Annotated in this window: 16 protein-coding genes and 1 pseudogene; 11 read left to right on the top strand and 6 right to left on the bottom strand. The window is 69.7% G+C overall.

All coding sequences use genetic code 11. From position 1 onward, the window contains the following. Positions 1-276 precede the first annotated feature (276 nt). Both H1226_RS21410 and H1226_RS21405 read left to right on the top strand, forming a co-directional pair. Positions 277-1,557 (top strand): YrhB domain-containing protein, encoded by a 1,281-nt coding sequence (locus H1226_RS21410; protein ID WP_258342248.1) that lies wholly within the window; start codon positions 277-279, stop codon positions 1,555-1,557. Positions 1,558-1,587: 30 nt separating this feature from the next. Then, positions 1,588-2,208, top strand: a complete 621-nt coding sequence (locus H1226_RS21405; protein WP_258342247.1) for a type VII secretion system-associated protein — start codon at positions 1,588-1,590, stop codon at positions 2,206-2,208. A 200-nt stretch (positions 2,209-2,408) separates the two neighbouring features. Here H1226_RS21405 and H1226_RS21400 read toward each other — a convergent pair whose 3' ends face one another. The 3 genes from H1226_RS21400 to H1226_RS21390 form a co-directional block, all read right to left on the bottom strand. Continuing rightward, complete coding sequence (locus H1226_RS21400) at positions 2,409-3,626, bottom strand: hypothetical protein (protein ID WP_258342246.1); 1,218 nt, start codon at positions 3,624-3,626, stop codon at positions 2,409-2,411. Between the two features lie 741 nt (positions 3,627-4,367). Beyond that, positions 4,368-5,471, bottom strand: a complete 1,104-nt coding sequence (locus H1226_RS21395; protein ID WP_258342245.1) for a sensor histidine kinase — start codon at positions 5,469-5,471, stop codon at positions 4,368-4,370. A 5-nt stretch (positions 5,472-5,476) separates the two neighbouring features. Then, entirely contained in the window at positions 5,477-6,226 is a 750-nt protein-coding gene (locus H1226_RS21390) for a response regulator transcription factor (RefSeq protein WP_258342243.1), read from the bottom strand. 554 nt (positions 6,227-6,780) lie between these two features. Between H1226_RS21390 and H1226_RS21385 the strand changes: the two genes are divergently transcribed. The 3 genes from H1226_RS21385 to H1226_RS21375 all read left to right on the top strand — a co-directional run bounded on the left by H1226_RS21385 (position 6,781) and on the right by H1226_RS21375 (position 8,712). Continuing rightward, positions 6,781-7,443 (top strand): stage II sporulation protein M, encoded by a 663-nt coding sequence (locus H1226_RS21385; RefSeq protein ID WP_258342242.1) that lies wholly within the window; start codon positions 6,781-6,783, stop codon positions 7,441-7,443. A 36-nt stretch (positions 7,444-7,479) separates the two neighbouring features. Beyond that, positions 7,480-7,905 carry an HIT family protein gene (locus H1226_RS21380; RefSeq protein WP_258342241.1) on the top strand — a complete coding sequence of 142 codons (426 nt, stop codon included), beginning with the start codon at positions 7,480-7,482 and terminating at the stop codon, positions 7,903-7,905. Positions 7,906-8,124: 219 nt separating this feature from the next. Continuing rightward, on the top strand, positions 8,125-8,712 hold the full coding sequence (locus tag H1226_RS21375; RefSeq protein WP_258342240.1) for a TetR/AcrR family transcriptional regulator: 588 nt from the start codon (positions 8,125-8,127) through the stop codon (positions 8,710-8,712). 243 nt (positions 8,713-8,955) lie between these two features. On the opposite strand, the gene H1226_RS21370 is transcribed toward H1226_RS21375, so the two are convergent. Next, positions 8,956-9,690 (bottom strand): SDR family NAD(P)-dependent oxidoreductase, encoded by a 735-nt coding sequence (locus H1226_RS21370; protein WP_258342239.1) that lies wholly within the window; start codon positions 9,688-9,690, stop codon positions 8,956-8,958. Between the two features lie 235 nt (positions 9,691-9,925). Here H1226_RS21370 and H1226_RS21365 point away from each other — a divergent pair, with 235 nt between their 5' ends. The 6 genes from H1226_RS21365 to H1226_RS21340 all read left to right on the top strand — a co-directional run bounded on the left by H1226_RS21365 (position 9,926) and on the right by H1226_RS21340 (position 16,023). Then, positions 9,926-11,107: a 4-oxalomesaconate tautomerase gene (locus tag H1226_RS21365; RefSeq protein WP_258342238.1), complete on the top strand. Its 1,182-nt coding sequence runs from the start codon at positions 9,926-9,928 to the stop codon at positions 11,105-11,107. After that, positions 11,104-12,129, top strand: coding sequence for an amidohydrolase family protein (locus H1226_RS21360; RefSeq protein WP_258342237.1), 1,026 nt, complete (start codon positions 11,104-11,106; stop codon positions 12,127-12,129). The genes H1226_RS21365 and H1226_RS21360 overlap by 4 nt, the downstream gene beginning before the upstream one ends. Before the next feature lie 31 nt (positions 12,130-12,160). Next, positions 12,161-12,844, top strand: a complete 684-nt coding sequence (ligK, locus tag H1226_RS21355) for a 4-carboxy-4-hydroxy-2-oxoadipate aldolase/oxaloacetate decarboxylase (protein ID WP_258342236.1) — start codon at positions 12,161-12,163, stop codon at positions 12,842-12,844. A 60-nt stretch (positions 12,845-12,904) separates the two neighbouring features. Further along, positions 12,905-13,825, top strand: coding sequence for an amidohydrolase family protein (locus H1226_RS21350; RefSeq protein WP_258342235.1), 921 nt, complete (start codon positions 12,905-12,907; stop codon positions 13,823-13,825). A 51-nt stretch (positions 13,826-13,876) separates the two neighbouring features. Continuing rightward, entirely contained in the window at positions 13,877-15,262 is a 1,386-nt protein-coding gene (locus H1226_RS21345) for an MFS transporter (protein WP_258342234.1), read from the top strand. Positions 15,263-15,345: 83 nt separating this feature from the next. Beyond that, positions 15,346-16,023: a GntR family transcriptional regulator gene (locus H1226_RS21340; protein ID WP_258342233.1), complete on the top strand. Its 678-nt coding sequence runs from the start codon at positions 15,346-15,348 to the stop codon at positions 16,021-16,023. A 50-nt stretch (positions 16,024-16,073) separates the two neighbouring features. Here H1226_RS21340 and H1226_RS21335 read toward each other — a convergent pair whose 3' ends face one another. Both H1226_RS21335 and H1226_RS21330 read right to left on the bottom strand, forming a co-directional pair. Then, the gene (locus tag H1226_RS21335; protein WP_258342231.1) at positions 16,074-16,451 is read right to left on the bottom strand and encodes a hypothetical protein; all 378 of its coding nucleotides are present in this window, start codon (positions 16,449-16,451) and stop codon (positions 16,074-16,076) included. Further along, positions 16,448-17,641: pseudogene (locus H1226_RS21330) on the bottom strand (putative T7SS-secreted protein); the annotation flags it as partial. The pseudogene H1226_RS21330 and the gene H1226_RS21335, both read right to left, overlap by 4 nt. Positions 17,642-17,650: the final 9 nt, after the last annotated feature.

Raw genomic sequence — 17,650 nt, 5'->3', positions numbered from 1 at the left:
GGAGGACGAGTTGGTCATGACCGCCCTTCGTGCATGCCTCGCGCTTCGGGGCGAGTTCGCCATCCTGGAGGAGCTGCTCGTCCGTGCGGCAGACCATCCCCGGCTCTTTCACGGTGGCCGGGGATGGAACTACCGGTTCGCCGGGTTTCGCCCTCCGGTGGGGGGTTTCCCCGCCTCCCGTTCGCGACCCGGTTTCGTCGCGATCCGCACGGTCCACGATGGGGACAAGACGGTTGTCCCGCGCGACGAAGGCTCTCACGAGTGACTGAGGTGAAGATGAGTGACGATTCCGCCCGTCGGGCCGCGGAGTGGCTGGAGCGCACGTACGGCGGGCTGGTGACCCTCACCGGCGACGAGCCGCTGTTCGACGGCGAGCGCAACCTGCTGTTCGGGTGCGACTACGTGACCGGTTCCTCCGAGCCGTTGCTGGCCGCCACCATCGCCGTGCCCAAGGACGGCGGAGAGCCCTTCCCGGTTGCCAACGCGGAGCCGCTCAACGAAGAGGTCAACGGGGCCGGGACGGACACCGGTTCGTGGCGCTGGCGGAGCAACGCGCGGGGCTGCCTGATCGCGACGGACGCCGCGGTGGACCGCTACCCGGCCTCGGCCCTGCCGTGGGAGCCGATGGACGAGGCGCCGGGCTGGTGGGGCCGGATGCTGGCCGCGCACTTCCCGGACGCCGAGTTGAGCACCTGCTCGACCTGGCAGGACGCCACCTCCATGATCGTCGAAGGCGGACCGGGCACCAGGGGCGTGATGTGGCTGCGCAGGCAGCTCGGCGGGGTCGAGATCACCGGGCACCTGCTGTACGCGTTCCACGACGACGACCAGGTCATCGTGCTCGACGGCCAGCGGGGAACGCTGGCCCGGTTGGATGACGACGAGGTCGCGCAGATCGCGGTGGCCCGCTTCCACCGTCCCCTCCCCGGGGCGGTCGAGGTCCTCACAGCGCCGTGGGAGGGCGCCGCCGCTGACCTGGAGTCCGCGATCGGCAAGGCGGAGAGCTGGCTGGGCCACACCTACGGCGGCGAGGCGGTCCTCGTCGAGCCGGACGCCGCGGACGAGACGGAGCGGGGCTGGCTGTTCGCCTGCACCACGCCGCGGTTCCTGGAGTCCGGTGACTGGCGGGACCAGATGCTCGACGCCGCGCTGGTGGTGCCGAAGGAGAGCGGCGAGGCCCCGTTCGGACTGCCCAACGACGACCCGTGGGCCTACCTGTCCCAGTGGGACGAAGGACGCGATGACCTTCCCGAACCGCCGCTGCCCGCCCATGCGGCGTGGTACGAGCCCACGGTGCGCGAGCTCGGTGAACCGCTGAGCACCTCCGTGCACCAGCACTGGGGCGACGTCCTGTCGGAGCTGTCGGAGGCGCCGGAGGGCGCCAGGGCGATGGTGTGGGTTCGCCGCAAGGACGCCCGCGACCGCGAAACGGTGGGCAACCTGCTGGTGGCGACGCAGCGGGACGGCGGGGTGCGCGTGGTCGATTCGTTGGCCGAGCAGGGTTTCCCCGCCTTCGACCAGGAGCCGCTGGGACTGCACGTCGTGCGTTTCGAGTAGTCGGTGCGGACCGGAGACCGAGGAGACCGGGTGGGCGAACAGGCCAGGACCGACGAGCAGATCTGGGACGACGCGCTGGCCGACGCCGCCGAGCGGGCGGAGTTCGGGGAAGGCGATCGGTGGCATTTCCTGCTCGACCCCGCTTGGGCGGAGGAGGACGATCCGCCGACCACGGCCGTGGTCGGCGGCTGGTTAGTCGACGGAGGCGGCGAGACGGCCCTGTTCCGGGCCAATCCGAGCTATCGACCCTCCCGGCCGGGCCTGCCGACCGATCCGGCCGACGCCGCCCTCCAACTGGCGGTCGAGGACCGGATCGACGGCGCCGAAGTGCTGGAGCGGTTGTCGCAGGTGGTGCTGGCTTTAGCGGTCGATGAGGAGGGCAGGACGGTGGTGACCAAGTCCCCCGACGACGTGCTCTCGGTGCTGGTGGCCACCTCCCCGGCGCACCAGCGCCGGGTGCCGGAAGCCCGGTGGCTGGAGGTGACCGTCGACGAACTGGCCGATGAGCTGCCGGAGTCCGGCCTCGACGTGCTGCTGAACCCCGGCGCTCCGGCGTCGATGCGGATCGAGGCCGGAGCGCTTAAGGACGCGTTCGCGACCGGGGCCGGACGCAGCTCGGATGAACAGGAGCAGCCGATGCGCCCCGGCTGATGCGGGTGACGAAGTCATGGGTTCTGGGGTGCACGGGAAGGAACGGCACTCCACCCGGACCGCGACGGCACTCGGATCGCCTGGGCGGGACAGCGGAAGCTCCACTCGTGCCGAGGAGATCGCGCTGCCGGAGCAGTCGGCGTGGACCTCGGCGACTTCCGGGACGCCCGGAACGTCGTGGGCGCGGTGCGTGCCGAAGCTCAGCTGTTGGTGGTGACGTTGAGCTCGCCGCCGAGGTCCGCGTCCCACTCGTGCCACGGCCCGGTCGAGGGGCCGTCTTGGCGCGCGCGCGTCAGGCGCCCGTCCCCGCCGATCCCGTACACGACCATCTTCCCGGCGGAGTCCGTCACCGCGGCGGTCAGCTCGACGAGATCGCCCGCATGGGGTTGCCAGGTGAACCACCTGGTGCGTTCCCCCGCGGCCTGCCAGCTCTCGTGGACCCCTCCGCTCGCGTCGCGGGCGAACACCACCAGCCCGCCCTTGGCGTTCATGGCGACCACGGGCCGACCGGCGAAGGTGCCGGGTCCGCTGCGCCACTCGCGCCAGGTCCGCCAACCGGTCCAGGTATTGGTCGTGGGGGTGAGCTCGCTGCTCTGCATGAGCTCACCGTTCGGGCCCCCGGCGAACAACTGCAACCTGCCCTCGTGGTCGATGGCCACCGCCGGTGAGGTGGCCGCGATGCCAGGTACTTCCTGCGCCGGGTTCCAATCGTCCCCGCCGATGACGTTCTGCGCGTGCGTCCGCAGCACTCCGTCGCTGCCCAGCGCGAAGAGCTTCAACGCGTGCTCCGAATCGACGTGCACCACCGGATCGTCCGCGATCGGAGGTCCGGGCAGTTCGCGCAGTCCACTCCAGACGCCCTCGCCTGCCCGGTTCTCGTGGACCTCCCAGAGCCCTCCCGCGGTGGAACGGGCGAACACGTGCAGCCTGCCAGCGGCGTCCTGGGCCGCCGCGGGCGTGCCGGTCAGCTGCGCGCCGCCGAGGCTCTGCCACCTGCCGGGAGATTCGGAGTCCGCCTCGATCTGCGGGTTGTACGACAACGAGCCGTCGGCGCTGACCACGAACGCCGCCATCCGTTCGTGCAAGTCGGCCACGATCACCGGATTTCCAGCGGCACTCCCGCCGAGGTCGGTCCATCCGGCCATGGTGTCCTGCGCGGGCACGCGCTGGTGGTTCCGCACCACGGTGCCGTGCTTGCTCCTCGCCACGTGGGTCAGCCGCCACTTGCCGTCCAGGACCGCCCGCGCCGCCGGCTCCCTCGCGTAGTCGGGCCGGAATCCGCCGGCCATGGTGCCTTCGGAGAGCGGTCCGACCGGCGCGCTGGAGAGATCCGCGTTCACCATCTTCGGCACGAAGAGTCCGACCAGCGCGAACGGCGTCGCGATCAGAGCGGCTCCGATGAGGCAGACCGCCAGCAACCGCTTCCGATCACTGCGCCGGGAGCGAATCTTGGGCAGCGGGATGGTCGGAGCGTCGTCGGCCCCGAGCCACCGGGCAGGCTCGGAGGAATCGCGTCCGCGCAGAGAATTTCCGGACTGATCGTTGACCGAGAAAAGAGGCACTGGCCACCTCCACGACGCGCCATTAGGCCATTTGAGATGAAATTTACCACTGTTCGAGGCGGTCAATGGCGCAGGGTTGACGCTTTCTTGAACGGGCCGCCACTGAACGGGCAATGCGGTGCGTTGTCGGAGTATTCGCCTAGTGCGTGCCCGGCCTCGCGGGTGCTCCAGCTCGTGATCGAACCGTTGTGGATCGATGCAGCCGTCGCCGGTGGTGATGCTCCGCGACCGGTCGGATTCGGGGCCGTGGCAGCGAAGTGTGCCGAAGCGGCATTGTTCGTCGCCGCTACCGGACGTGTACAGATGTCCAGGTTGGACCGCGTCGCGGTGGCGCTCGGCCGAGGCGGGCCGGATCGTGGTCGCGGTGGATTCGCGATCGGCGAACATAGCGGTGCGATTTCTCCGGTGCCGCATTCGCGATTCGCGATGATGTGCGCTGATCGGTTCGAGTTCCAGTCGCCTCGACTGCTTCTTTGCGGCAATTCGAGAAATCGTTCACCGTCGAGCGGAGCATTCGAGGACTTGTGCGGAGACCGAGCGATCCGCCGCGCGGTATCGCCTCCCGCGGAATCCGCGGTACCGCCTCGTCGAGCGTGCTCAGCCGGCGCGCAGTGGCAACCGGACCTCGAACCGGCATCCGCCCGGCACATTCCGCACCGACACGTCGCCGCCGTGGGCCCGCACGACCCCTTGCGCGATGGACAGCCCGAGTCCGCCGCCCTTCTCGGTGCCGGGTGAGCGCCGCTCGCCCCGCCAGCCCACGTCGAACACCGAGTTGAGGCTCTCCGGCGGGATTCCGCCGCACTGGTCGGAGATCCAGACCAGCGCCCAACCGTGCTCCGCCCGCACGTCGAGGGACACCGTCGTATTCGCCGGCGCGTACTGTATCGCGTTCACCAGCAGGTTGTTCAACACCCGGGTCATCATCCGGTCGTCCACGGCGGCGGTCACCGGCTCAACGCGGTTCGGTCGCAGCCGGATCGAGCGCCGGTCGGCGAGCACGTCGAGACCGGACACCACATCGCTGACCAAGTCGTCGAGCGCCACCTCCCGCAGCGTCAGGCGCAAGGTGCCGGCCTGGAGCTGGGACAGCTCGAAGAGGTCGTCGACCATGCCGGTCAGCCGGTCGGCGTCGGCCCGGATCTTGCGGTGGTAGCCCGGTACGTCGTCGGCGACGCCGTCTTCGAGGGACTCGGTCATCGCCCGCAAGCGGGCCAGCGGGCTGCGCAGGTCGTGCGAGATCCACGCGACCAACTGCCGCCGGGACGCCTCCACCGCCTGCTCCCGGTTCCGGGACTCCGCGAGTTTGGCACTGGTCACGCGCAATTCCCGGGCCAGCTCGGCGAGTTCCGCGGTCGGCGGGTCGTCGGCCAGCTGGAACCGCTGGTCCTGACCGAACGCGCGCGCGGCTTCGGTCAGCTGCCGACTGCCCCGCACGACCGAGCGGCCGAGCGCCACTCCGATCCCGATGGACACCATCCCGGCCACGAAGTTCGCCGCCAGATTCGTTGATGCCGACAGCTGATCCGACCGCCCCACCAGCACGATGGTGAGCATGCTCGCGTTCAGCGCGCACACGGTGATCACGACGACGGCGACCAAGGACAGTTCGACCGAGTACCGCCTGAGCATGCGCAGCACCGCCGCGCCGATCAAACCGACCCCGACCGATTCGAAGATCGCGATCAGCGTGATCAGCACCGGGTTCACCGCGGTGCCCCGGATTCGCCGGGCGGGTCGAACCGGTACCCGACGCCCCAGACGGTCACCAGAGCCGTGGGCCGCGCGGGGTCGTCTTCGATCTTCGCCCGCAACCTGCGCACGTGGACCGTGACGGTGGAGGCATCGCCGAAGTCGTAGGACCACACCGCGCGCAGCAGCTCGTCCCGGCGGAACACCCGGCCGGGGTTGTCGAGCAGGAAGACCAGGAGCTCGAACTCCTTGTTCGTCATCGTCAGCTTCCGCCCGGCCTTGCTGACCATGCGCGCGGCCTGGTCCACCTCCAGGTCGCCCACCCGCACCACCTTGTTGGCCGCGGCGACCGGCATGGTGGCGGTCCGGCGCAGCACCGCCTGCACCCGCATCACCAGTTCGCGCGGGCTGAACGGCTTGGTCAGGTAGTCGTCCGCGCCGGCTTCCAGCCCCCGCAGCCGGTCGTCCTCGGCGCCCAGCGAGGTCAGCATGATCACCGGCACCTGACTGCGGGTGCGCAGCTGTTGCAAGACCTGGATGCCGTTCAAGCCGGGCAGCATCACGTCGAGGATCACCAGGTCGGGCGCCATCTGGTGGGCCAGTTCCAGGCCGACCGCGCCGTCCGGGACGACCACCGGGCTGTAACCCGCCCGATTCAGGTAATCGGAGATCACCTGGGCCACCGCGTGATCGTCCTCCACGACCAGCACGCGCAGCTGCCCAGCGCGTGAGCCGCCGTCCGTCGTGTGGTCCGGCTGCGTCATCTTCCAACCTGTTCTCGATCTTGAGCTCGCCGCGCCGCTCGTCGTCGCATCGAGGCGCGCACGATACGACGATCGAGCCACTGCATTGCTCAGATCTTCCCCCTATCGTGTTCCCCCACGCTGACCGGGTGGCGGCTGCGGGACGCCCCCCGGGGCGATTGAGCCTGGTGGCGCCCGTGCAGTGCAACGTTCGGCGGGACGTTGCCACCCCCCTGACCTGGCGAGCCCCTTGGCCAGGAACGACGGACAACGCAGCGCGGCGCGAGAGCTTCCTGGGGGTCCTCGGTCGCGGGCCTGGTGCTCGCCGGTGACCAGGCATCTCTCGGTCAGGTAACAGCAACGGGTAGCTGGTTCGCCCTCCCCGGCCTCGCCCACCGCGCGGGGATGGCCAGGTCGGTGCACCGAGTCCGCCTCGAGCGGCGTTCGAGGGCGCGGTGGGCGCCGAAGCGCGGTCTGCGCTCCTACCGCCTGACCGGGGTAGATGACGTGGTGTCATGCCCGCCGGTGACCTCGCGCCACTGCACGCGCGGTGGCCGGTGGGATGCGATGGGGGCATGACATTCGAGCCGACTCGCGTCGAGCAATCCGCGCACATCTCGTTCTGGCGGCGACCCTTCCGGCTCGTTCGCGAGAACAGGCGCGCTTATCTCCTCATCAACGTGGCCGCTTACGGCCTGTTCGTCATCGGGTTCGCGATCGGACTCGCCTTCCCGGAGCTCCAGGCGGCGCGGTCCGCGTCGCTGGAGGAGGACGGCACCGGTGATCTGGTGCGCTGGCTGGTGAGCACGCCGCCGTTGTTCGCGCTCACGATCCTCGGGGTCAACCTGTTCCGGCTCAGCCTGCTGACCATCGTGGTGCCGTCGCTCGTCGTGCCCTTCGCCGGACTCGCGTTCTTCGGCTATTGGGCGGTCGAGACCGGCATCACGATCGTTCCGGTCTCTCCCCAGGGGTGGGTGGCGCTCATCCCACACTCGCTGACCGTCGTCATCGAGCTCCAGGCCTACATCCTCTTCCTGCTCGGCGCGTACCTGTTGGGCAGGCACTGGCTGTTCCCGCACGCCGTCGGCGCGCGGAACCGGCGCCAGGGCTATGTCCGAGGCGTGCAGCGGATCGGCCTGCTGGCGTTGCCCGCGCTGGTGCTGCTGATCGTCGGCGCGGTGTGGGAGGCGTACTCGCTGCGGTACTTCGTGTACCCGCTCAGCCAGCTGCTGCTGTGATCCGGCCTCGGACGCTCACCGGCTAACCTCGGCCGCATGGGTGATCAGTGCTTGTTCTGCGGGATCGTGGCCGGTGACGTTCCGAGCGTGAAGGTGGCGGAGGACGCGACGACGTTCGCGTTCATGGACATCAACCCGGCCTCCGACGGCCACCTGCTCGTCGTTCCGAAGCGGCACAGCAAGGATCTGTTCGAGATCCCGGCCGATGACCTGGCCGCCGTCACGCTGACCGCCCAGCGCGTCGCGAAGGCGGCGGCCCGGGAATTCGGTGCCGACGGGGTGAACCTGCTCAACTGCTGCGGGGCCGACGCGTGGCAGTCGGTGTTCCACTTCCACCTGCACGTGATCCCCCGGTACACCGACAAGTCCAAGGACGGGCTCACGCTGCCCTGGGCACCCGTGCCCGGCGACGTGGACACGATCACCGAGCTGGGCGGCCGACTCGAAAAAGCCCTGAACTGACCTGGAATTCGCTCGAAGCGACCGTTCCCGGTCCAGAAGGTCGACCGGCCCGCGGTCCGGTAGGCGCGGACGATGGAGGGGGTCGGCCGTGGTCTGTCCGATGTGGATTGTTTTGGGGTGCGACATCTTCAAGGGCTACCCGGCTCGGTGTCGCTCCAGTCTCGTCCGGCTGACCGGGGGTTTCTGGCCTGGTCGGTCAAGAACGCGTACCATCGCGGTGTGCCACGACCCCGGGAGTTCGACGAGGATCGCGTCGTCGAGGCGATTCGCCAGGAGTTCTGGGACAAGGGCTACGCGGCGACGTCGCTCGACGACCTCATGCGCGTCAGCGGACTGGGCAAGGGCAGCTTGTACGGAGCCTTCGGTGACAAGCGCGCCTTGTTCCTGCGGGTCTTGCGCGAATACAACGACGCCAACGCTCGGATGCTCCAGGAGCGGTTGGCGTCCACGTCGCGCGGCGTCGACTTCGTGCGCGAGTTCGTGCGAGGTCCGAGCTGCGACTCCACCGGGGCCTCCGCTCAGCGCGGATGCCTGTTGGCCAACAGCACGGCCGAACTGGCGATGAGCATGCCGGATGTCGCGGCCGAAGCCCGGCGCAGCTACGACGCGACCGCCGAGGTCCTGGTGGAGGCGATCGAGCGTGCCCAGCGCGAAGGCGACGTGGATCCCGGCGCGGACGCCGAACCGGTCGCCTACGCGGTCCTCGCCGCCCAGCTCGGCGTGGTCGCGCTCGGTCGGACCGGTATGGGCGTCGACGTGCTCGCCTCCGTGGCCGAATCCGCGCTGGGGCGGTTGCTGCCCTCGTAGGGGACGGGGTGCTCCGGCGAACGTCGGCCCCGCTCCTGGAAGAACCCGCGCTGCGACTCGAGATCGCCACTGGTCGCGTGGCCTCTTTGCCATCCGCCGGGATTGTGATCCGACCACCGGTGAACGGCCAGGGCGCGAGCCTGGTGGCTGCGAGTGCGCGACTCTTCGTGGTGCTCGTGGTTCGAACGAAGGCGTGGGCTGGCGCGGGAGAGCGAAGCCCTCCCGCGCCAGCCCGGCCGGGCATCAAACCTGCGCTACTCCGCCGTCGACGGCGAGCTCGGAGCCGTTGACGTAGCTCGACGCGTCCGAGGCCAGGAAGACGGCTGCCGCGGCGATCTCCTCCGGTTCGCCGTGCCGGCCCAGCGGAATGATCTCCTTGGCCTGTTCCCGGATGTCCGCGTCGACGAGATCGAGCAGGCCCGGTGTGGGGACCATGCCCGGCGCGAGCACGTTGACCCGGAAGCCGTGCTGGCGCGAGCTGTGAGCCCAGCCGCGGGCCAGGTTGCGCACCGCGGCCTTCGTCGCGCCGTAGACCTCGAGGCCCTGTTGCGGGCGCGTCGCGGCGGACGAGCCGGTCAAGATGATGGACGCCCCTGGGCGCAGCAGCGGCAACGCCTTCTGGACGGTGAAGATCGTTCCCTTGACGTTGGTGGCGAACAGGGCGTCTACCTGCTCCTCGGTGACCTCGCCGAACGCGGCCTCGATGCCGATGCCGGCGTTGGCGACCACGACGTCCACGTGTCCGGCCTGCTCGCGGACGGTCTCGTAGAGCGCGTCGAGATCGGCGGGCACGGCGGAGTCGCAGACCACGGCGGTCACCTTCTCGCCGAGCTCGGCGAGCGCCGCGTCGAGCGCTTCCTCGCGGCGGCCGGTGATGAACACCCGGGCGCCTTCGTCGCGGTACGCCCGTGCGATCGCGAGCCCGATGCCGCTGCTGCCGCCGGTGACCACGGCGACCTTGTCCGTCAGGACGGCCACGCCGCCCACCTCCCTCGATTATGGACTGTAACGTCCATAACTTTGCCCGATCTGGACCGATCAGTCAACAAAGGTGGCGGGGGTTGCGATGACGTGCGATTCGGCGGGGCCGCGCTTTGGCGTGGCCGATCCGCGAAAAATTTTGTCGCAAGGATTGTTAACAATCGTGTTCGTCGTTTAGGTTACCGAGCAGGCCGGCGAGGGACGCCGCGCCGGGAGGACTTGGAGGGGTGCCATGCCCGTCGACGTCGACGGTGTCGCCGCGCGGTCGCGCCGCCGTGGTTCGCAGACCGCGGTCCCGTGCCTGTTCATGCGAGGTGGCACCTCGCGGGGGCCGTTCTTCGACGAGCGAGCGCTGCCCGCGGACGTCTCGACCCGCGATGCCGTGCTGCTCGCCGCGCTCGGGTCTCCCGACGAGCGGCAGATCGACGGGGTCGGGGGAGCGCACCCGCTGACGAGCAAGGTCGGGATGGTGCGGCCGGGCACGCGGCCCGGTGTCGACGTGGAGTGGACGTTCGGGCAGGTCCAGCCGGACGGGGACGCCGTGGACGTGACGGCGAACTGCGGGAACATGCTCGCCGCCGTGCTGCCGTTCGCCGTCGAGACCGGCATGGTGGTCCCGGCCGGTGATCGCACCACCGCTCGCGTGCTGACCCGCAACACCGGCATGGTCGCCGAGATCGCGATCCGCACGCCCGCCGGTCCGGACGGGACGAGGCACGTCGAGTACGCGGGTGACGCGCGCATCGACGGAGTGCGCGGGGGCGCCGCGCCGATCGAGATCGGCTTCCTCGACACCGCGGGTTCGGTGGCGGGTTCCCTGCTGCCGACGGGAAACGTGCGCGACACCGTCGAGGTCCCCGACGTCGGGCCGGTGGACGTGACGCTGATCGACAACGGGCAGCCGCTGGTGATCGTCGAGGCCGGGCGGCTCGGCGCCACCGGCTACGAGGACCCCGCCGAGATCGACGGCGACGACGCGCTCAAGGCGAAGGTGGAGGCCTTGCGCCTGATCTGCGGGCGCGCCATGGGGCTCGGCGACGTCGCGGCGAAGAACTACCCGAAGATGACCCTGGTGGCGTCGCCGCGGCACGGCGGCAGCCTGTCCACCCGGAGCCTCATCCCGCGGGTCGCGCACCGGTCCATCGGCGTGCTGGCGGCGGTCACGGCTGCGACGGCCTGCGTGCTGGAGGGCAGCGTCGCCCACGACGTCGCGAGCGGCGTGTCCGGGACCGAACCGGTCGTCTCGGTGGAGCACCCCTCCGGCGAGTTCAGCGTCACCCTCGTGCTCGACCCCGCCGACCCGCAGCGGGTCGTGCGCTCGGCGCTGCTGCGCACCGCGCGCCTGCTGATGTCCGGCGACGTGCTCGTCCCGTCGTCTGTCTGGAACCCCGTCGCGAAGGAGCGCTCCGCGTGATCATCGACGTCCACGGCCACTACACCACCGCCCCGGATCCGCTCGGCCGCTGGCGCGACGAGCAGGTCGCCGGGCTGACCGACCCGTCGCGGCGGCCCGATCCGGCCGGCCCGGTCATCGGCGACGACGAGATCCGCGAGTCGGTGGAGGCCCACCAGCTGCGCCAGATGGACGAGCGCGGCATCGACGTCACCGTGTTCTCGCCGCGAGCGTCGTTCATGGCCCACCACATCGGCGACTTCGAGATCTCCTCCGCCTGGGCGCGGATCTGCAACGACCTCTGCCACCGGGTCGCGGAGCTCTACCCGGAGCGGTTCGCGTTCGGGGCGATGCTCCCGCAGTCGCCGGGGGCGGATCCGGCCACCGCCGTTCCCGAGCTGGAACGGGCGGTGCGGGAACTGGGCGCGGTCGTGGTGAACGTCAACCCCGATCCCTCCGGCGGGCACTGGACTTCGCCGCCGTTGACCGACCGGCACTGGTACCCGGTGTGGGAGAAGCTCGTCGAGCTCGACGTCCCGGCCATGGTGCACGTCTCCACCAGCTGCAACCCGGCGTTCCACACCACGGGCGCGCACTACCTCAACGCCGACACGACCGCGTTCATGCAGCTGCTGCAGGGCGACCTGTTCGCCGATTTCCCCGGGCTGCGGTTGGTGATTCCGCACGGGGGCGGCGGGGTTCCCTACCACTGGGGCCGTTTCCGCGGCCTGGCGCAGGCGCTGGGCAAGCCGGAGCCGGAGGAAGCGTTGCTGGGCAACGTCTTCTTCGACACCTGCGTCTACCACCAGCCCGGCATCGACCTGCTGCTCGACGTGATCCCGCACTCGTCCGTGCTGTTCGCCTCGGAGATGGTCGGCGCGGTGCGCGGCATCGACCCCCGCACCGGGCACCACTTCGACGACACCCGCCGCTACGTCGAGAACGCCAGGCTCACCACCGAATCCCTGGACGCGGTCGAACAGCACAACGCGCGACGCGTCTACCCGCGCCTGGACGCGCGGTTGACCGCCCAGGGCCGCTGAACCACCACCCCGTCGGAGAGGAGTCCGCACCGTGCGCGAACTCGGAGTCGTCCACCAGCACATCAGGCGTGCCGATCGGGCCGCCGTCGAAGCCCTGTCGCAGTTCGGCGTGGCCACCGTGCACGAGGCCTTGGGCAGGGTCGGCTTGATGCGGCCCTACATCCGGCCCGTCTACCAGGGCGCGAAGGTCTGCGGCACGGCCGTCACGGTGCTGCTGCAGCCGGGGGACAACTGGATGCTGCACGTCGCCGCCGAGCAGGTCCAGGACGGCGACGTGGTCGTGGCCGGGTGCACGACGGAGTCCGAGGACGGCTTCTTCGGCGAACTGCTCGCCACCTCGTTGCGCGCTCGCGGTGCGAGGGGACTGGTCATCGACGGCGGCTGCCGCGACGTCGACGAGCTGCGCGCGATGGACTTCCCGGTGTTCTCCCGCGCCATCAACGCGAAAGGCACCGTGAAGGCCACGCTGGGCTCGGTCAACGTGCCCGTCGCGGTGGCCAACGCGCTGGTCGAGCCGGGCGATGTCATCGTCGCCGACACCGACGGCGTCGTCGTGGTGCCCGCGGCCAGAGCCGCCGACGTGGCGGAGGCCGCCGCGAAGCGCGAGGCCGGGGAGGCGGGCAAGCGCGCGCGGTTCCAGGACGGCGTGCTCGGCTTGGACCTCTACGGCATGCGCCCGAAGCTAGAGGACCTGGGGCTGACCTACCTCGACTGACGGCTGATCGCCTCAAGTGCAACGACGCATGCCGTCCGCCGGGCGGCAGGAGGAGACCCGATGAGCACCACACCCCACGTCACCCCCGGATGGCCGCCTTGGCACCCGGACCCCAGCCGTCCCGCGTTCGTCCCGCCCGCCGGATCCGTGGACGCCCACTGCCACGTCTTCGGCCCCGCCGCGCGGTTCCCGTTCGCCCCCGAGCGCAAGTACACCCCCGTGGACGGTGGCAAGGAGCAGTTGTTCGCGCTCCGCGACCACTTGGGCCTGTCCCGCAACGTCATCGTGCAGGCGACCTGTCACGGCAAGGACAACAGCGCCCTGGTCGACGCGTTGCGGGCAGCGGACGGCCGAGCCCGCGGAGTGGCCTCTGTGGACGCCGACGTGACGCCCGGCGAACTGGAGCGCCTGCATTCCGCGGGGGTGCGCGGCGTGCGGTTCAACTTCGTCAAGCGGCTGGTCGACGCGGCGCCGACGCGGACGTTGCGGACCATCGCCGAGAAGATCGCCCCGCTGGGCTGGCACGTCGTCCTCTACTTCGAGGCCGAGGACCTGCCCGCCCACGAGGAGTTCTTCCTGTCCCTGCCCGTGCCGATCGTGGTCGACCACCTGGGGCGCCCCGACGTCTCGAAGGACCCCGCAGGGCCGGAGTTCGCCGGATTCCTCGACTTCGTCGCCCGCAGCGGCGCGTGGGTCAAGGTCTCCTGCCCCGAACGCCTGTCGCGGACGGGCCCGCCCGCCCTCGACGGCGAGCGGCACGCCTACGCCGACGTCGTCCCCTTCGCGCGCCGGGTCGTCGAGGCGTTCCCCGACCGCGTCCTGTGGGGCACCGACTGGCCGCATCCGAACCTGACCGGCCACATGCCCGACGACGGGCTGCTCGTGGACCACGTCCCCCGGATCGCGGTCACCGCCGAGCAGCGGCAGGCGCTGCTCGTGGACAACCCGATGCGCCTGTACTGGCCCGACGAATCGGCCTGAGCCGCACCAGAGCGACGGCCGGGCAACGACGCCCGCCGCGAGGAGAACGCAATGCAGCACTCCGCCAATTCGGCCGACCGGGCCACCAACTCGGCCAACCGGCTCGACCGGTTGCCGATCTCCAGGTTCCACAAGACCACGATGGTCGCGCTGGCGTTCGCCTACTTCTTCGAGTTCGCCGACATCAACACGTTCGCGATCACCGCGCCCAAGGTGCGCGAGCTGTGGGGATCCGACGTCAGCCACATCGCCTACGTGACGTCGCTGTCGTTCGTGGGCATGTTCATCGGCTCGGTCGTGGCCGGTGCGATGGCCGACCGGCTCGGCCGGAAGCGGACCCTGACGCTGACCACGACGTGGTTCTCCGTGTGGTCGCTGGCGACGGTCTTCGCCTGGGACATGCCGTCGATGGGGTTGTTCCGCGTCCTGACCAGCGCCGGGCTGTCGGCGATGACCGTGGTCGCGGTCGTCTACATCAACGAGTTCTACCCGCGGGCCAAGCGCGGCAAGTTCCAGGCCTACGTGATCATGATCGGCATCTGCGGCACCCCGGTCACGAACCTCATCGCCGCGTTCGTGGTGCCGATGGGGGAGCAGACCTGGCGCCTGGTCTACCTGTGGGGCGCCATGGGCGTGTTCTTCCTGCTGTTCCTGCGCAAGCTCGTCGAATCCCCGCAGTGGCTGGAATCCCGGGGCCGCCACGACGAAGCGGAGGCGGTCCTGCGGGACCTGGAAGGCAGGGCCGCGGCCGAGCACGGCGAACTGCCGGTCGCCGGGGCACCGGTCGCCACGACCGCGACGAAGCCCGGGCTGGGCGTGCTCAAGGACAAGAAGTTCCTCGTGCCGACCATCCTGCTGTCGGTGCTGTGGATCACCCAGACCATCGGCTTCTTCGGCTTCTCGTCCTGGGCGCCCACGCTGCTGGCCGCCGAGGGCGTCAGCGTGGAGGACTCCATCTTCTTCGTCGCGCTGACCACCGTCGGAGCTCCGCTGGGCTCGTTCTTGGCGGCGCAGGTCACCGACCGGTTCGAGCGCAAGTGGTGCCTGGTCGTGTTCGGCCTGGTCATCGCGGGATCCGGGCTGCTGTACGGGTTGACCTTCGTCCCCGCGCTGGTCGTCGTGTTCGGCTTCACGGTCAACCTGTTCGAGCGCGGCTACACCTCGCTGGCCTACGCCTACTCGCCGGAGCTCTACGACACCCGAGGTCGCTCGCTGGGCACGTCGATCTCCTACGGCGTCGGCCGCCTGTCCAACGCCATCGGTCCGCTGATCATCGCCGGTCTGTACAGCGGCTACGGGTACCGGACCGTCTTCTACTTCATCGCCGGAACCTGGGTCGTGGGTGCGCTCGCGCTGGCGCTGTTCGGCCCGGCGACCCGCAAGATCCGGATGCAGGCCGCGTCGGAAGGCGGGACCCCCACCCCGGAATCCGCCTGAGCAGCACGTCATGACCGGCTCGCCCCTGCCCGTTAGGATTGGTGCACAAAATTGTTGCGAATAATCGGTACGGGGTAGGGCGAGTGACGACAGCGAAGCGCGACGCCGAGCAGCCGGCCCCGCGACAGCCGGTGGTCGATGTGATCCGCGAGGCCATCACCAGGGGCGAGTTCGCGCCGAACCAGCGCTTGGTGGAAGCCGAGCTCTCCGAGCAGTGCGACGCCAGCCGAGCGGCGGTGCGCAACGCGCTGGTGCAGCTGGCCACCGAAGGGCTGGTCGAGCGCGTCCAGAACCGCGGTGCACGGGTGCGCGCGGTCTCGCTCGAAGAGGCCATCGAGATCACCGAAGTCCGCATGGTCGTCGAGGGCCTGTGCGCGGCGCGGGCCGCCGAGCGGGTCGTCGACGAGGACAAGGCCGAGCTGCGCGAGATCGGCGAGCAGATGCGCACCGCGGTCTCCGGCGGGGACGTGTGGGGCTATTCCGAGCTGAACAAGCGGCTGCACTCGCTGGTCCTGCGCGTCAGCGGGCAGCAGACGGCGCACGAGGTGCTCAGCAGGCTGCGCGGCCAGAACGTGCGCCACCAGTTCCGGCTGGCCATGCACCCGGGCCGCCCCACCGTGTCGCTGCCGCAGCACCTGGCCATCATCGAGGCGATCTGCGCGGCCGACCCGACGGCCGCCGAGCAGGCGATGCGCGAGCACCTGCGCAGCGTCCTCGACGCCTTGCCCGAGGTGGGCGGGACGCGCTTCAACGCCGTCTGACCCCGTCTCCTGGGCTGTGCAAAGGAGTGCAGCGGGATCGCACCTTGTGTCTACCGGTGCAGGGTTATCGACGGCGTGGCGTCGGTCGTGACGAGTACCTCTCCCCAGTCGCCGCCGAGTCGCCAGGTGCCGCCCTCCTGCTTGAGGAAGTCGATGTTGCCGAGATCTTCTTCCCCCGCCGCGTCGGTGTTGGTGCGCAAGTGTCGGCTGATCCAGTCGATGCCTGCGGGGCGGTTGAAGACGAGTCTCCCGTCGGCGTAGCAGTACTGCTCGCCTGGTTTCGGAGGGCTGTAGTCGGGGTGCTTCTCGGTCAGCACGAGCTCGAGGTCGAACGTCAGGGATTGCTCGTTCTCCTCGATCGCCAGGACGAAGCTGTCTTCGAGGTAGTACGGGGCCAGGCCCGGGATCTCTGAGTAGTCCATGGTCACCAGTCCCATTCGATCGGTGTGTGATTGCCGAGGCTCTTCCTGGTCACGGGGTTGCCTTGCGGGTCGATCCGTTGCCCGTTCTCATCCTTGAGCTCGACGTGGGGGCTGTCGCTTCCGGGGGCGCGTCCGCTGCCTTCCTTGAGGGTCATGCGGGGTACGCCGTTGTCGTCGACGTACTTCGGAGGGCCGTTCTCGGTTTGAGCCTTGGTCCATCCCTGGGCTTCGGCGTACTTCTCGAGGTCGCTGGCGTTCGGCTTCGCCCCGTCAGTGAAGTACTCGTCGACGTTCGCCTTGACGCTGAGGTGATCTTTGTCTTTGTGGCCGAGGTCGTCGAGCTTCTTGAACTTGCGGACTTTCGACAGTGCCCCGGCGACAGGGATGAAGCCGAACGCGGTGTTTCCCAGTGCGCGGCCCGGTTCCGTCTTCCACTGGTCGTAGTTGATCATCTGCTTGCCGAACTCGACCGGGTGGTCGACCGCGAACGAGCACGCGGACGTCACTCCTGCCCAAAGGTCGGCGTAGTGGTCGGGATCATCGATCAGATGGGTAGGACTCAGTTCCCACAGGAAGCCAGCGGTGCCGCTCAGGCCGTCCCATAGGCCGAGGCCGACGTCACCGACGAAGCCGAGTGCCGCGCCGGCCCCGTCCTGGAAGGCGTCCCAGCCCGACTGCTCCGGCGCGAGGTCGCCCTCTGCGCGGATGCTGGCAGCGCTGCGATCTCCGGTTGATCCGAGCTGTTCCCGTGCGCGAGAGAGAGTGTCACGAGCTGCCTGTCGTTTGGCCTCGCCGGGGTCGGAGAACGGTCCTGGGTCGACGCGGCCGGGTGCGCCTGATTCCGCGTTGGCTCGGTTGTGGCGATCAGCCTCCGCGACCGATGCTTCGTGGGCTGCCTGCGCCTCGTGCGTTGCCGCTTCTCCCTCTTGCCAGACTGCGATCGCCTCGGTCGCCTGCGTCTGGGCCCAGCGAAGGACTTCCGCGTACTCCTCGAGGGCTGCCGCTGTGGCGGTGAACGAATCGGCTGCGTGCAACCACCGGGTCGGCTCGTAGCCGAACTGGTCGCGGAACGTGTTGCCCGCCGCGCCGGTCCACGCTCCGGTGTCGATCTTCTTCAGGCTGTCGGCGCCCTGCTCCATGGTCTGGCCGCGCCCGCGGATCGCGACGACGTTGTCGTCGATCGCGTCGGGATCACCTGGGACGAG

Origin of the sequence: Saccharopolyspora gregorii, from assembly GCF_024734405.1 — a bacterium.
Lineage (GTDB): Bacteria > Actinomycetota > Actinomycetes > Mycobacteriales > Pseudonocardiaceae > Saccharopolyspora_C > Saccharopolyspora_C gregorii.
The sequence above is the reverse complement of the archived record's forward strand: the minus strand, read 5'-3'. Positions and strand labels throughout refer to the sequence as shown.

Bases quoted from the DNA above. Each gene is read 5' to 3' on its own strand.
- H1226_RS21380 (WP_258342241.1), top strand. From the start codon at position 7,480: ATGGGTGATCAGTGCTTGTTCTGCGGGATCGTGGCCGGTGACGTTCCG.
- H1226_RS21410 (WP_258342248.1), top strand. From the start codon at position 277: ATGAGTGACGATTCCGCCCGTCGGGCCGCGGAGTGGCTGGAGCGCACG.
- H1226_RS21390 (WP_258342243.1), bottom strand. From the start codon at position 6,226: ATGACGCAGCCGGACCACACGACGGACGGCGGCTCACGCGCTGGGCAG.
- H1226_RS21350 (WP_258342235.1), top strand. From the start codon at position 12,905: ATGAGCACCACACCCCACGTCACCCCCGGATGGCCGCCTTGGCACCCG.
- H1226_RS21365 (WP_258342238.1), top strand. From the start codon at position 9,926: ATGCCCGTCGACGTCGACGGTGTCGCCGCGCGGTCGCGCCGCCGTGGT.
- H1226_RS21345 (WP_258342234.1), top strand. From the start codon at position 13,877: ATGCAGCACTCCGCCAATTCGGCCGACCGGGCCACCAACTCGGCCAAC.
- H1226_RS21385 (WP_258342242.1), top strand. From the start codon at position 6,781: ATGACATTCGAGCCGACTCGCGTCGAGCAATCCGCGCACATCTCGTTC.